The organism is Porphyromonas somerae DSM 23386 (assembly GCF_000372405.1).
Classification (GTDB): domain Bacteria; phylum Bacteroidota; class Bacteroidia; order Bacteroidales; family Porphyromonadaceae; genus Porphyromonas_A; species Porphyromonas_A somerae.
On sequence record NZ_AQVC01000018.1, the window covers coordinates 14546 to 30023 of the forward strand.

At 45.8% G+C, this 15478-nt stretch carries 10 protein-coding genes; 1 reads left to right on the plus strand and 9 read right to left on the minus strand.

The features are described from left to right. Nucleotides 1-130: 130 nt before the first annotated feature. Nucleotides 131-1207 (minus strand): DUF7222 domain-containing protein, encoded by a 1077-nt coding sequence (locus A3GK_RS0104825; RefSeq protein WP_018028346.1) that lies wholly within the window; start codon nt 1205-1207, stop codon nt 131-133. A 555-nt stretch (nt 1208-1762) separates the two neighbouring features. Between A3GK_RS0104825 and A3GK_RS0104835 the strand changes: the two genes are divergently transcribed. Continuing rightward, nucleotides 1763-3892 (plus strand): hypothetical protein, encoded by a 2130-nt coding sequence (locus tag A3GK_RS0104835; RefSeq protein WP_018028348.1) that lies wholly within the window; start codon nt 1763-1765, stop codon nt 3890-3892. Between the two features lie 75 nt (nt 3893-3967). Here the strand turns inward: A3GK_RS0104835 and A3GK_RS0104840 are convergent, their stop codons facing one another. From A3GK_RS0104840 to A3GK_RS0104880, 8 genes are all read right to left on the minus strand, one after another. After that, nucleotides 3968-5380, minus strand: coding sequence for a hypothetical protein (locus A3GK_RS0104840; RefSeq protein WP_018028349.1), 1413 nt, complete (start codon nt 5378-5380; stop codon nt 3968-3970). Nucleotides 5381-6335: 955 nt separating this feature from the next. Beyond that, a complete protein-coding gene (locus A3GK_RS10465; RefSeq protein ID WP_018028351.1) occupies nt 6336-7028 on the minus strand; it encodes a toprim domain-containing protein in 693 nt (230 codons plus the stop codon). A gap of 441 nt (nt 7029-7469) precedes the next feature. Beyond that, a complete protein-coding gene (locus A3GK_RS10470) occupies nt 7470-7808 on the minus strand; it encodes a PG0541 family transporter-associated protein (RefSeq protein WP_244860724.1) in 339 nt (112 codons plus the stop codon). Nucleotide 7809: 1 nt separating this feature from the next. Next, on the minus strand, nt 7810-10956 hold the full coding sequence (locus tag A3GK_RS0104860; RefSeq protein ID WP_018028353.1) for an efflux RND transporter permease subunit: 3147 nt from the start codon (nt 10954-10956) through the stop codon (nt 7810-7812). Between the two features lie 4 nt (nt 10957-10960). After that, nucleotides 10961-12037 (minus strand): efflux RND transporter periplasmic adaptor subunit, encoded by a 1077-nt coding sequence (locus tag A3GK_RS0104865; protein WP_018028354.1) that lies wholly within the window; start codon nt 12035-12037, stop codon nt 10961-10963. 18 nt (nt 12038-12055) lie between these two features. Next, nucleotides 12056-13459 (minus strand): TolC family protein, encoded by a 1404-nt coding sequence (locus A3GK_RS0104870; RefSeq protein WP_051052311.1) that lies wholly within the window; start codon nt 13457-13459, stop codon nt 12056-12058. A gap of 53 nt (nt 13460-13512) precedes the next feature. After that, nucleotides 13513-14286: a LytR/AlgR family response regulator transcription factor gene (locus tag A3GK_RS0104875; RefSeq protein ID WP_018028356.1), complete on the minus strand. Its 774-nt coding sequence runs from the start codon at nt 14284-14286 to the stop codon at nt 13513-13515. Next, nucleotides 14283-15437: a sensor histidine kinase gene (locus tag A3GK_RS0104880; protein WP_018028357.1), complete on the minus strand. Its 1155-nt coding sequence runs from the start codon at nt 15435-15437 to the stop codon at nt 14283-14285. The genes A3GK_RS0104875 and A3GK_RS0104880 overlap by 4 nt, the downstream gene beginning before the upstream one ends. Between the last annotated feature and the right edge of the window lie 41 nt (nt 15438-15478).

The window sequence follows — 15478 nt, forward strand, 5'->3', positions numbered from 1 at the left end:
AACTAGTCAACAACGTGACTGTTTCTGTTCCCACTATCCCTTTAATCACAAACTCAATTAATGGTCATAGACGGGTGGCTCTTTGCCACGTGGCCTTAATTAGTATTTGACAGGCTTCCTTGTACCGGACTTAGATAGAGCGACCTTTCTTCTTATCTGATGGTGGTGGAAGGTTTATCTTCTTGGGCTCTTCACCTGTAGACGCCTGACCCATTGACATCTCTTGATTTTGCTCTTGCTCCTCCCTCAAATCCTCTTCTAAATCATTGACATAACCCTTAACAATCTCAGTGACCTCTTCCATACTACTATACTCCATCAAAGCCTTAGCGTCTTCAAGGTTTAGCTCTTGTACGTTATCATAGACCTTTTCCTCAAAGGCTCGTTGGAAGTCATCACCAACACGATAGGCTAAATCATCAACAACTGCCCAAACAGCATAATTGGATCTAGGATCCCCTAGTGACAAAGGTTCTCCGAACTGCTGACCAAGATCATTAATATAGTCCTCTATATCATCCATGTGCCTTAAGTAAAAGTCTTTAGTTTGAGAGTAGTATATAAACTCACCCAAGATACCTGAGGCACACCCACGGGCAAGGTCGTCAAAAAAGCCAGCACCCTGATCGTAGTCTACAATATGAGTTTGAAAAATCTCTTTCAGCTCATCGCTGAATGAGAAGTCGTTCACGCCACAACCCTCCATTAGGTCATCTAAGGTCTCCCAAACAAGATTGGAAATAAACTCCTCTGGGTCAAAGGCTAACTTTTTGTCATCAAACTCCTTAGTGCGAGCTTCCAAGATCGTCTGCACCTCTTCTTTAGGGATAACATAACTGGCTTCTGCACTAAACGCTCTTGATGAATAGACAGACTCACCGAGTGCTCCATTCTCACCGATGGATGTATGCTCCCAAATGTCGGGGGCGATACCCTTCAACTTTGAAACTCTAGGACCCACTTCAAGACCATTTTGATACTTAGTCTGTAGCTGGATTTTTCCTTCCTTATCCCACTGCTCATAAAAACCATCAAGTCTACCATTCCGGTCATAGCTAAACCTCCGCTCAACTTGACCAGTTACGGCATCATCGCAAAACACATCAATACCTCCTTTGTCATTAGACTGCTCTTTGTACGTTAAAGTACGATAGTCAGTATAGTCCTCTAAGCTCATAATAAATACATCATCTAAAACATTAAACATCTACACTATGGGGAAGTACCCACTTACGGCAAAAATAACCGGGTTCTAAAGGCACAGCAATTGTTGCCTAATTGCCGCATACGATGGAGGATGAAAAAAGGAAAGTGGGCAACATCAAAATAAAAAGGACGAGGGCATAACCCTCGTCCCCTCATGAACAACAAATCTACACACGTGAGAGTGTCTCAAAAACACAACACAAAGGTACTACCCTATAAGACAACTCCAACATTCTTCCAATTGCCGCATGAGAATGAGGATGTAAAAGAGAAAAAAGGAAGATGGATAAATAGATTGAAAACTACTGATGTAAGTTGCTATATAGCAGCTAGTTATAGGGTTAAAAAGTGGTCGAAATGTTTGGCGAATTGGGGAAAAATTGGTATCTTTAGGTATGAGAAAGAAGATGAGTGCCAGTCACTTATGAGGATAAAATAGTATATTGACAAACCAAATAAAAACGAGACAATTATGGGAAAGCAAATGGAACAATTAAGATGGAGATCGCAAAAAAATATATTTGCGAAGGTAGCACTATATACATTAGTGGGATGTATGGCATTGGTGAGTTGTAACGGCAAGGATAGACCAATTCCTCCCGAACCAACACCTCCACCTACTCCCTCGCCCACCCCTAGAGGGATGGTGAAGTTGAACCTATCACTGACAAATGGAGGGGTCATCGCTGATGGAAAGCTGGTCAATGAGTGGAACAGCGGTGATGAGGTGAAGCTGTGGGGCATAACAAAAGATGGCAACAAAGCAATACCACTAGTAGCAAGATGGATGGCTTATGGTCAATGGTCTGCACTAACCACTCCTGCTGACGAATGGAAGTCGGTGGAGAGGGTAGCTCTCGCCTACTTGCCTACCCCAACAACTAACTACGATCCAACAAAGGGCACTTTCCAACCTCCAATGGGGACCAACAAGGTCATTGGTGCTTTTAGGCTGTCACACTATTATAATGACTTATTGATAGGTGAGGAACAGAACCCACAAAAGCAGATCTCCACTGCTCTCTCTTCACCATACAAGCAGGTGCAGCTGATCTTACAGAATAGCACATTTTCTAAAAAGGTCAATGGAATAGAGGTGGAGATTGAGGAGGTGCTAGCTAACGCTGCTCTATCTAAAGAGGGGTGGAAAGGTGAACCAACCACTCTAAAGATTAGCTATCAAGACAGGAAGGAGGGTTGGAAGGGCAATGAAGCCGATACCCTATTCTTCGCTATCCCAACGGCTACCAACAACGTAACGGCGACAATTCATTATAGAGATGAAAAAGGGGAAAGTAAGGAAGAGCAGAAAGAGGTGTCTCTAGCACAAGGAGCGGCTACAAAGCTACTATTCAGATTTCATGAGGAAGAGATCGTTAATCCTCCTCTAGCCTATACCATACCAATAGACACGAAGTATTGGTTGGAGGCAAATCAAAAGGCTTGGAACCTCCTACACTCTAACTATGGTGGTGAGCTTGATGAAAAGACAGCAAGAGAATACTATGGTTGGACAAACTATCGCCCACTAACGGACGAAGCAATGCACACCAAGGTTCTTTATAAGGATGATGTCAACCTTTTAGCTTGGGTGGCAGAGATGAAGGAGGAGCAAGTGATGAATGGAAGAGATTGGGGACTAATGCTCGGACTGGAGACACTAGATGGGGCACTAGTTGAAGTCTATCCACCTCTCTATTTTAACACCATTGGGGGATATATACCTTCAATGAATGGTGGAAACGATGGATATTATGACAACTACTGTTATATCACAGCACCCGCAGGGGAGTATCGTATGGTCTGCTTCGTGAAATATCATAAAGATTATGTCGGCACCCAAAATGGAGCAAATGAAAAGTGGTATAAGTTGCCTTATCTTGACTCAAGGGACTACAGTGAAACTTGTCTTTTGGGAGGCGTTGGCAAGAAGTATCTAAATGAGCGAATACCTTGGGAAAGGTCACCTTATAACGGCACTGAGAGGCTTACGGTGGTAGATAGAGCGGCTAAGCATAGTGTTGCCCCACGATGGAGAATGGGTATGACCTATCAGAATAGGAAGGACTTTGAGAATAACAACCCTAGTTATACAAATGGGATTGATGGGCACCCCGACCGAAAAATTGATGTAGGCACCATCTTAGAAGCAACCCTCGTAAACAACAGCAATAACACCTTGCGAGGAACAATCGTTGCTAAATGCGAGTATCTGCCGATGTTTAACCCAATAGGCTATTGGAGGTTTGACTTGCACAACGACAGGTATAGAAAAATTTCTGGAGAGGGTGCTGTAATAAAATTTTGGAATGCTTGGAGCCACGAGGTGGGTCGAACACAGGTTACATTAGCACCCAACAGCGAGGATAAGGCTCAAGTGGAGGTAATTAACTATACTTGGAAGTGGAATAAAGATGGAGAGTGTGGAATGGAAATGCTCGGTCCAGATAAGTACGTACACCTTTATTGGGTGGATGAAAACGGAAATGAAGAGATGATGAAACGTGTAGATTATGGCTACATGAATAATGCCCAGAAGGACAACTTCGGTGACCCAACAACGAATCGCAATTTCAATTATAGTAATGGCTGGTATCAAAATCTAAATTGGAGAGAATATAAGGTGGGATATGGACCATCAGAAAGCAGGTTTACACCCGAAGCAAATGGTTTTAACTTCTACTAGTTGTTTATGAAAAATAGAAAGGATCGGGACAAACGTCTCGATCCTTTTCTAATTATAGCATCATGGAACTAGTTGCTATATAGTCTCACCCTTTCCTTTAAGAAAGTTTGTCCACAAAGTCATAGGATCGTTTTGTGAAACGTACACCCAATAACCGGGTGCCCAAAGAGCCTTTTCCTCTTGGAACTTTTTGATTTGTTCAAAAGCATAACGAGCCTCAATGGAATACGTGAAGTAACTAAATCGTGATAGCCGACCTGCATTAGTCACATTTGGGGCAAAGAAATCTTTATACATTCTCAAATAACTAGCAAACTCCCTATGTTCTGGGTATGATGGGTCAGTGAATGTTGCAGAGTATTTTTTGTCAATATTTTGACAGTGCTTCCACCCGACATAAAACTCCTCTATAGATGGCAAACAGTAAAGCGTCTGGTCAATATACCAGCTCATGGCTCTTACACAGGCATTAACAGGGAGGTCCAATTCAGAACTCTCCAACTCCGGGAAAGAAGGTAATGGACGGCCAAGCCCTCCACTCTCTCCACTACCCTTAAACAAAGGTAGGTTAGCAATCCCCATTTGTACATACAATCGCCTTAATGCTCCCTTCTGCTCTCCCCCCTTTTTAAGCTCAGAGAGATACGTTTCAGATAGCTTCTTATAGACAAAATCAAAATTTGTTTGATACTTATCATAAGAAACAATTCGACTACGCCAATCTTTCATATAACCATCTAGTTCATTAAGCTCATTTAGCAAGTCAGCTTTATAGGGAGATCGACATGATGAAGAGCTTAGTTTAGTACGTAAAGATCTAGCATAGTTTATTAACCCATCCATCCTAGCATCTGTAAGCTCGACACCATCGAAAAAAGGCCCCATGACAACGTGTCCTCTTGGGCTTGGGAAAAAGGGGCGGACTTTTGCATCATAACGTTTATATTTCACTCTAACTAAAACTTTATTCTCCTTGCCTTCTCTGTATTTACATGTAAAGAGAGTCATGGGTTGTGGAAGCCGCACCTGTTGTATGTTATTTAACCCCTGAACATAGAAAAGTTGGAGATAGTCGTCACAACGCTCGCCCTTGGCATCTCTAAAAAACCCAACGTAGTCATCAGCATATCGCCAGCTGTAGCCCTGTAAAACAACATTTTCCTTAGCATAGTAGGTAAGACCAACGTCAATGTCATTTCTTTTCGGTTTTTTTGACCTCCACCCCAACCCACGAACTTGTACATCACCATTCGCACCTGCTTCATAAGGTGTAAAGTTATAACCATTCTCTCCTAGAGCTGTTCTAGTGGTTTCACCCGTCACCACATCCTCCATCTCTAGCATCACTGCCACTCCCTGACTAGTGTCACCATCAGCCTCCTTCTTGTTAGGACAAGGAGTGTCCGAGGGCTCACAGCTTGCGAACCCCAAAGCAAGAGCTGAAAGAAGCAGCCCTTGCCAAATCAAATTAATCTTCTTTATTCTCATACTTTTTAATTAATTAAAAGTGTACTATATATATTATTGTGTCATTGCATAGACACATCACTTATTTTAGGCAAATGTACCTGATGGATTATGTGTTGCCCAGACTTGCAAATTGCCGCATACGATTAAGAATAAAAAGCAAGAGGGTGCAGATCTCACATCTCCACCCTCTCCAACAAATTATACGTTCAATCAAAAATGAAAAAGAATCCATTCGCCACAAAGGTACTACCCTATAAGACAAACCCAACACTATTCCAATTGTCGCATGAGATTGAAGTTGAAAAAGGGAAAAGGATAGTGGCAGACATGGGGTAGCCACCAATACAAAATCAAATCATATCTAGCAAAGCTAAGTGTATCATGTGCGGTATCATAGAGATTATCGCCCCAATATGTAGCGACAATTCGACATACACTGTATTTCCGTCACAGAAATCCGATGTACCTCGCATTTCCACCACAGTAATTCCGAAACAATGGCACGAGCTACGAACCAAGACGATTAGAAACTAGAAGGTGTTTCACCCTACCCTAGCCCACCTCTTACCCATTTTCAGAAATAAATGCGAATGGGCGTGCATGTTTTAATAAATTGAGCCCAACTTAGACATCACCAAAGAAGAAAAGAAGAGACTCTGTTGAACACAACCCCCACCACCCAAGATGGGTAAGAATACTAATTACTTCAATTATCGGAGCAACATTCCACAGAAACGACAAGTATATTGCATTTCTGTGACGAGAATGCAAGGAACATCGGATTTCTGTGACGGAAATACCACAAAGTAAAGTATAGTATAGTATAGTATAGTAAAGTAAATAATAACCCCTTATATTCCCCTTAAATTAATTCCGGAGAAAATAAGCCCAGCTTAGGTGGATGAAAAAAAGAAAAAGGAAAGCCGATCCCCAAAAAGGGAGTCGGCTAAAACAAAAAGTGAGAACAGCGAATTTAGATCTTGCGGCCTTTTTGTTGCGAAACTTCCTTGCGGATCATTTTTTGCTCTGAAAGATTCAAGTCACTCATGATTTTTTCATTCACATCCTTAAACTTGCCGAGCCAATCTCTACTGTCAACAAAATTAGGCAAAGTCGACAAATGGGAAGTTGCGAGGTCACCGGCACGGTCGTTATCAAGCAACCCATAGACCCACTTGTAGTCCTTGAGCTCATCAATAGCCTTATCCACCATCCCTACCCCATTCAAAACGACAGAGGTAAAATTCAAGGATTGACCTTTCCGGACTCTGTCAGAGATATAAGATAGTGCGTCAATAAAACCCTCAAAGACAACCGCACACCCCTTGTCAGAAGGATTGCCACCATTCAAGATGGATATATCCTTAGGTGCAAAGCTTCGCTTCGCATACTTACTTCTTAGCTCGCAACCGCCAGATCTATTTCCGAAACCAATTCCATAAAGCTTTTTCGTGCGAGTTGGGTCAAGATAAACGACCACCCTTGTAAACCTCTGAGCAACACTCGGAAGAACCCCTCGAGAATTGAGATAATCCAATAGGAGAGGATTATTGAGTGGATAAGTTGCCACCACCTTTTCTCTTTCTTTTTCCAATGTAGCACTAGAGGCGTCTTTTCTAGTTTGCACCCCAAGAGGAATACCATTACTAATCTCCTGCAACTTCATAAAAATCTCCCTAGTGTTTTCTCGTGGTATATCAAAAATTAAAGAGCATAAAGTTAAGACTCCACCCTTATAATCAGGGTTCCCCCAATCTGTAAATACACTTCCTCGTACTTGAAACGATGGTTTCGTCTCTTCACGAAATGGGCTTAGATACCATGTTGAACTACCCTTTTGGTAGACAGGCGTATGTCCACACCGACTAAGAATTTCATCAATCGAAATGTCTTCAAGATTCATCTGCATCATATCATTATTTGTTTAATAAGTTTCCAGCAAGATAACTTAGCCTCCTCACAGGTGGACAGGTTCTCAATTTGCCGCATAGATAATGCAAATGATTAAATTATTTTTCGGTTGTGTTTGCGTATACGATAAAAATTCGTATATTTGTCCCAGACAAGTTTCTATTGGTCCTTCTAGCGTGAAGGAGAGTGAAACAAGTCAACTGAAAGGATTCTGGTTAGCACTTTGGCAACATTTTGGCAACAAGGCGATTTTAGATGTTCCATAATAGAGTGAAACACAAGAAATTATAAAATAAGAATGAGTCCCGTCTTCGATCCGCTTCATCAGTGCTTCCGACTTAGCTAGCACCTCCTCCTGTACCAGTAGAGAGGCATTGAAGCCTGGCCATACGGCAGTATCCTTGTGTGGGATATCGAAGTTGCTCTCTGCCAAAGCCTTTGGAATCACTTGGTACACCTGGATCTCGAGCTCTTTTAGGAGCTCCTCCATCTGCTCAAGCATACTGATGTTACAGGTGATGTATGTAAATTTCATCTCATTCATTATCGTCACTGCTGTTTCTTTTCATTCTAAATAGTCTGCGCTCCCGATTGAGTCTCCGCTGGTGCATAAAGGCATAAGCGGTAGGCACCAAAATGAGGGTTACCAACATAGAGATCAGCAGACCTCCAATAATGGTAATACCAAGAGGGGCATACATCTCTTTACCCATACCGGTACTAAGTGCCATTGGTAGCATACCGAGGATAGTGGTCATAGAGGTCATCAATACAGGGCGTAGTCGTGAGCGACCTGCCTCCATCACGGCATCGCGGATGCTGTATCCACGCTGTACCAGCATATTGGTATAATCAACCAGCACAATACCATTATTCACCACGATACCCACCAACATAATGAGTCCGATAAAGGTAACCACACTTAGGGTAGTCCCTGTGATGAAGAAGGCAAGGATGATACCTACCAAGGTGAATGGTATAGCAAAGAAGATGATAAATGGGTCGAGTAGCGACTCAAACTGAGCAGCCATCACCATAAACACCAGCATCAGCCCAATTAAGAAGATTGTGGCTAGCGAAGAGAAGGTATCGCTCTGATCCTCCACCTGTCCACCAAGGGAAATCTCGATGCCTTCAGGAGCACTGGTATTATTGATAATCTCCTCAGCGATCTTAGCGCCCTCACCTAGAGAGATGCCATTGAGGTCGGCCGTCACCTTGACATACCTTTGCTGTGTCATTCGCTCAATCTCCACTGGGCCCTCCTTCTCCTGTAGGTCTGCTACAGCAATCAGAGGCACCTGCTGACCGAGTAGATTGGTCACCTGCATCTCCTTGAGCTTATTGATAGAGTGGCGGAAGTCGGGGGCATACTGAATCTTGATATCGTAGTCGCGACCATCCTCTGTAAAGACACCGGCATCGGCACCATACAGATTTTCACGCACCTGAATACCAATCACACCAGGGTTCAGTGCCATTTGGGCCGCCTTATCCTTGTCCACCACGATATGCACCTCACGATTACCAGCGGAGACAAGGGCCTCTACGTTGGTAAACTCTGGGTGCTCCTTCACCTTGCTCTCAAGACCGAGTGCTACCTTATTCATCTCCTCGATATCTTTACCAAAGATAACGAATTCGATAGGGGCTTTATTTCCCGTGAGGGCAGTCGCCATGGCACTACCTCCCGACACCGTTACCTTCTCAATCTCGGGGATTGCCTCCACCAGTGGGCGGATATCATTGGCAATCTCCTGGCTGCTTCGGCTACGCTCATCTACAGGCTTGAGGTGACAGAAGATGGTACCGATATTCTTACCCTCCTTAAATCCTACTGCCGTGAGAGCTCCATCAGGGGTCTGACCAGAAATACTAGCAAGGCCACCCACAGCCACCTCAGGTACATTCTCCTCAATGAGCTTCACAATCTGATTGCCCACCGCCTCTGTCACAGCATGCGAGCTTCCTTGCTCTGTCTCGAACTGTACAGAAATAGAGCCGGCATCAATATCGGGGATATAGTCGGTACCTACCGACTTCCCGAGTAGTAGCACGAGGACAAAGATGATGAGGGCACTCCCTAGAGTAACGCCCTTGTGGAATACTGCCCAACCTAGGAATCTATGGTATCTCCGCTCAATTCGCTCAAACATCCGCTCGCTCCAATTGTAGAGCTTGCCATGCTTTCGCTCCTCTCCACCCCGAGGTGCTGGCTTCAGCAACACACTTGAGAGCATAGGGGTAAGCGTAAGTGCCGTAAATAGCGAGGTAATCAGGCAGACGACCGTAAGGATCGCCAATTGCTTAAACATCACACCCACAATACCACCCATAAATACCAGTGGCATAAATACCACAATAGTGGTCAGGGTAGAGGCGGCAATAGCTAGCCCCATCTCCGAGGCACCAAACATTGCTGCCTGCTTAGGCATCGCCCCACGCTCGATATGCTGCGTGACATTCTCCAGAACTACAATGGCATTGTCCACCACCATACCGATGGCTATCACTAGGGCTACCAGTGAGAAGATATTGATGGTATAGCCGAGCAGACTCATCATGATAAAGGCTGAAATCAGTGAGACTGGCATGGTGAGGAAGACAATCAAGCTTGACTTCCACTCTCTTAGGAAGAGCAATACCACCAGCGTCACAAATATCAGGGCATACCAGATAGAAGAGCTCAGGTTGTTCACCGAAGAGGTGACCAATTCGTCCGAACCAATCACTTCAAAGATCTGTACGTCAGAAGGCAGATCGCCCTGGATACTAGCAATCTTGTCACGCACCGCATTCGCCACATCCACCGTATTGGCACCCGACTGCTTTTGCACCAGGAGTGCAATGCCTTGGCCAATATGGTTAAAAGCCGATGCATCGGTTTCCTTAAAAGTATCCTTGACAGTGGCCACATCTTTCAGACGCACCACCTTGCCTTTCATCGCCTTGATCACCGTATTCTCCAGCTCCTCCACGCTCTCATACTTTCCTGGCATACGCACAGAGAAGTCATAAGCACTTTCAGAGACAAAGCCAGCCGGCACATTGACATTATTGGCCTTCAGCATCATAGAGACCTGTGCCACCGATACTCCATACCCTTGCATACGGGTAGGGTCGATCTCCACACGGATCTCCCGCTCAGGCTGACCGAGATAAATCACGGTACCCACGCCATCCACTTTTCTCAGGGGGGAGGCAATCTTATCCTCCACGATCTCCTCTAGCCCGTTGTAGTTTTCATCGGCATTGATTGCAAAACCAAGCACAGGCATCATCGAGGCATTGATCTTATAGATAATCGGCGTATAAGCCTGCGAAGGCATTCGCGACTTCGCCAACTCTAAAAGGTCACGAGCGTTATTGGCAGCAGCCGTTACATCCTCCTCCCACTCATAACGAAGTTGGATAAAAGAGACATTCTCCTTAGAGATCGACTTGATCTCCACCAGATTTTCCGCCGCCGAAAGCACCGCTTCCAGAGGTTTGGAGACCTGCTCCTCCACCTCCACAGCCGAGGCTCCAGGATAGACCGTAATCACCGTAAGGGAGGGGAACTCCATATTCGGCATCAGGTCCAGTGGTAATTTCAATAGCGAAAACACCCCGATCACCATAATCGCCACGAAGATCATGGCGGTGGCGATAGGTCTTTTCACACCAAATTCAGGTAGCTTCATACGCTTATTTCTTTACTACATTCACTTTAGAGCCCTCACTGAGCTTATTCTTACCATCAATCACTACCGAGTCGCCACTCTTAATATCGGCACTCTCAATATAGACCCAACCGTCGCTAATTTCGCCACGAGTGACAGGGATACGAGTGACGGTGGTGCCATCGGCACTCAGCTTAAAGAGATACTCTTCGCCCGTACCCGCCAAACGATAGATCGCATTGAGCGGTACAAAGAGACCCTCACGCTCGGGAAGAGCGATGGCAACATTGCAGTACATTCCTGGCTTGAAGGTACGACTGCTATTGGGGATATTCACCTCGATAGAAGCAGTACGCGACATTGGCGAAAGGACAGGAGAGAGGAAGGAGACCTTACCCTCCACCACTTGGTCGGGGTAAGCATCAAAAGTGATCGCCGCCACCTGTCCACGCTCTATATATCCTAGTTCCTTTTCATTCACCTCGATCGTCACCTTCAGTGGATTCACCTGACGAAGCTCTATGATACCACTCTCCAGCTTGAGGTCGCTTGTTACACTTGGGGTAAAGGCATAAGTCTCCCCTTCATTGATCAATATATCGGTAATCACCCCACTAAATGGTGCGGTGATGGAGGTATTCTTTTTCAGCATCGCCACCTTCGCTACCGAAGCATCATACTTGGCTTTCACGTGGTCGTAATCCATCTGGCTGATACTCTCTTTTTCACGGAGTCGAGTGACCCGCTCAAAGTCCCGCTTAATCGCGTCATTTTCGATTTGAGCTTGTAGAAGCATCTCATCCGACATCTCCACAATCAGAGCCCCCTGTGGTACGTAGCTTCCCTTGGTATAGTGAATACGCTCCACTCTACCTGGCAAGGCGGTTCCTAGGTTGGCACTCTTAGAGGCCTCGGCACTACCCGAGAATCGGATATTTGGTGTGAAAGTCATCTCCTTGGCCTGTGCTATCGTTACAGGCACTACCTTATCCGCCTCCGACGTCTGCTCATTATCTCCTTTCTTGCTACAGGAGACGGTGCTACCCATTACTCCCAATAGTAGAAGGGGTAGCCAAATCTGCTTTATTCCTTTGAAGTACATATCTTAATGTCTATTTATCTATTTGTGATTTTGTTTCTGATGGTATTCCTCTGCATACTGATAAAGAGCCCCAGTGGACTTCTCTAGTTGCGATAGGGTCACCGCTGCCTCCACCCTTGCATCGATATCGGCAGAAGCCGCCTTTTCCCACATCGCTTGTGCCTCTAGGATATCTCGGATGCTATTCATTCCCTCGAGAAGGTTGTCTCGAGTGATACGGAGGTTTTCCTCCGCCTGCTCCTTGGAAAGCTTGGTCAACTCCATCTTCTTGAGCGCTTCGGTATGTTTAAATCGATTCTGCTGAATCTGCAAGCCAATCTTCTCCTGCGCCTCCTGTAGCTCCAATTGGGCCTTGGTCACCTGCTGCTCCGCCATATGCACCTGATGAAGGCGGTCGCCCCACGTGAGTATAGGGATCTGCACCCCTACTCCGATCATCCAGTCGCCACCAAGGTTGTTCTGAGTCCCCTTGTAGAGGTTGGGGCTCGTCCAGTTGTAACCAGCAGCTAAAAACACATTGGGCAAAAACTGCGACTGCACCATCTTCTTAGCCGACTGCGTGATGGCCAACTTCTTCCGAAGCATCGCCACCTCGGCACGCTCCACAGCATAGGGGTCGGTGAGTGCCACCAGGCGACTACTCAACTCCTCCTCACTAATCACACTCTTATCCAGAGAGATCTGCTCGGCATCTACGCCTATGATCTGCCCCAGAAGCATCTTAGAGAGTACCAGACCATTCTCAGCCTGCATCAGCGAGAGCTCCACTTCGTTTTGCTTCACCTGTACCTTGAGCACTTCATTCTTAGTGGTCATTCCCTCGGCATAAAGGTTCTGCAGGTCCTGCGCCAATCGCTCAAGTAGAGACTTGTAGCTCTTAGCCAATGACACCTTCTCCTCCACCGAAATCACTCTCCAGTAGGCTTCATCCACCGTGGTCAGCACCTCCGCCTCCGTCAGCTTTACCTTTTCGTGTGCCAGCTCCGAAGCAGAGCATGCCATCTTATTGGCCTCCACGATCTTCATCCCCATAAAGATCGGTTGCTTCAGTACAAAGCCACCCGTGAATACCTCCTTTGGAGCAACACTGATAAAGTCCAGTGGCAATGAAAGCCCTGGAGGTGTCACTCCAGGAATATTAAAGTCAATGGCAAATGGCTTCAACGCCCGATCGCCAGGATTGACCCAACCCCCAGCAAAGTCGATTCGTGGCAGATACTTCGTCTTGGCCGACTTCACCAAGTAGTCCGAGGTGATCGCCTCCGACTCTGCCATCTGTATCTCCCTATTGTGGCTTAAAGCCATTTCACGGCACTTCTCCAATGAGAGCGGTGCTGGAGCTTGAGCCACAGCTTCTCCCATAGAGAGTACCATTGCTATAAATAGACAATAGGTCATCCCTATATTCAAATTCCGAAACATAATCTACACTAAAAAAAATACTTACACTTACTTTATAAGTAAATAAAAGGGGGTCACAACATCCCTTGATACCACTCCCGAAACTCCCTATTCTTGGCTTTGCTAACAATAATCGCCTCGGGCGTGGGTACTGAAAGCGACACCGTGAGCTTTCCTCCAAACCATACCGACATACTCACAATAGCACTATGGGCTACGATATACTGTCGATTGGCTCTAAAGAAAAGCTTAGGATTGAGCTCCTCGCCCATCTTCTCCAGTGAAAGGTCCATGGCATACTCCTTTTTATCGGTCATCACCACCACACAAGCCTTATTCTCAGATCGTATGTAGGCGATTTTATCCACCGATATAGGCAAGAGCTTATCCCTAAAAGGGGCAAGGAAATGACTCTTGTAGCTCATCGGCGAGCTACCAAGTGCCGCCATCAATTGGCTCACCACTGCCTGATTGTCTACCTTCTCACCACCTCTACTAAAGCGCTCCACCTTTCCCAAGGCACGCTCCAAATCACTCGCCTTGATTGGCTTCAAGAGGTAGTCAATACTATTCACCTCAAAGGCCTTCAGGGCATACTCTTCATACGCCGTGGTAAATATAATAGGGCAAGTAACCTCCACCCGCTCAAAGAGCGAAAAGACCTCTCCATCTGCCAAGTGAATATCCATAAAGGCGAGGTCGGGCTCATCATTGGATTGCCACCACTCCTCACACTCCTCTACACTCTGCAGGATAGCAAGCACCTCCACCTCTCTATCCCCTTCCTTGAGTAGCGACTCAAGGCGCTTGGCGGTAAAATACTCATCCTCTACTATAATGACCTTCATAAGAGTGACTTTGCACGGGGTGCCAATTCATTCAAACTTTCTATCAATGGCAGGGAGACTCTAAACGTCCCACCCCTTGAGACGATTTCAATATCCTTGCCAAATACCAATCGATATTGCTCCATAAGATTATCCAGACCCACCCCGCTACTACTAGAGGCTGCTCGCTCTCTGAGTTGCAAAGGGTTCTCCACCACTAGTCGTCCCTCCTCAGTACGGATAGAGATGGTTAGTGGCAGCTTACTACTCGCGATATTGTGTTTAATTGCATTCTCCACCAAGATCTGCACTCCCGATGGGATCACGTAGTAGTCGAGATACTCCTGTTCAATACCCCACTCCACCTTTAGTCCATCATAGTAGCGAAGGCACATCAGGTAGAGGTACGACTTCACCAACTCCAGCTCTTCCGAGAGCCTCACCACCACTTTGTCGCGCATCGTGTGTCGGAATACTGCTGCCAGTTCCTCCACATACTCCGCTGCCTTTTCGTCATCTCTGCCGATGAGACCCATCAGTGTATTGAGGCTGTTGAATAAGAAGTGCGGGTCGGTTTGGTTTTTGAGTGCTGTGTATCTATTTTGCAATCGCTCCAAGTCCAGCTCCTGCATCCCCACCACTGCCACGTGGTTTTGCTTCATCAGGTAGATAATCATGGAGAATAGGAAAGTCACCACCAAGATCACCAAGTCCTTTACGTACTGTAATGTCGCATAGGTATGGTAATTGAGGTAGTCTCTAAACCACCACCTTTGCAACCTTGAAAGGTAGGGGGATAGCCACACCATACCTCCCAAAAGGCCTAATAGTATTAGCCAAAACTGATACTGGCGGATATTGTACCTATTGATCGCCCACGACTGGATCGAAAGGAGGAGGTAGAAGAAGAGCATATTCACCAGAAGCGAACCGAAGAAGTTGAGCGATAAGATCGCCCCAAAATCAATCTGCCGACTCTCATCAAGCAGACTGTAATAATAGATTGACGACGACAGCATCACAAAGGCAAGCAAAAAGCTCACAATCAGCGTCGCCAGCCATACACTTCTACGCTCCGTGCTTAGAAATATAAAGCCCCGACCACGTCGCCGGCTCAATCGACCCTTCTTCCAAATACTCTTCGCCTCCATATCTTCTTCAATCGCTACCATCTGCTCCCTCCTATTTTAGCAAATATAGCATAAAGTAACGA

Coding starts and splice junctions, on each gene's coding strand:
- A3GK_RS0104825 (WP_018028346.1), bottom strand. CDS start 1,207: ATGTTTAATGTTTTAGATGATGTATTTATTATGAGCTTAGAGGACTAT.
- A3GK_RS0104835 (WP_018028348.1), top strand. CDS start 1,763: ATGGCATTGGTGAGTTGTAACGGCAAGGATAGACCAATTCCTCCCGAA.
- A3GK_RS0104840 (WP_018028349.1), bottom strand. CDS start 5,380: ATGAGAATAAAGAAGATTAATTTGATTTGGCAAGGGCTGCTTCTTTCA.
- A3GK_RS10465 (WP_018028351.1), bottom strand. CDS start 7,028: ATGAAGTTGCAGGAGATTAGTAATGGTATTCCTCTTGGGGTGCAAACT.
- A3GK_RS10470 (WP_244860724.1), bottom strand. CDS start 7,808: ATGAAATTTACATACATCACCTGTAACATCAGTATGCTTGAGCAGATG.
- A3GK_RS0104860 (WP_018028353.1), bottom strand. CDS start 10,956: ATGAAGCTACCTGAATTTGGTGTGAAAAGACCTATCGCCACCGCCATG.
- A3GK_RS0104865 (WP_018028354.1), bottom strand. CDS start 12,037: ATGTACTTCAAAGGAATAAAGCAGATTTGGCTACCCCTTCTACTATTG.
- A3GK_RS0104870 (WP_051052311.1), bottom strand. CDS start 13,459: ATGTTTCGGAATTTGAATATAGGGATGACCTATTGTCTATTTATAGCA.
- A3GK_RS0104875 (WP_018028356.1), bottom strand. CDS start 14,286: ATGAAGGTCATTATAGTAGAGGATGAGTATTTTACCGCCAAGCGCCTT.
- A3GK_RS0104880 (WP_018028357.1), bottom strand. CDS start 15,437: ATGGTAGCGATTGAAGAAGATATGGAGGCGAAGAGTATTTGGAAGAAG.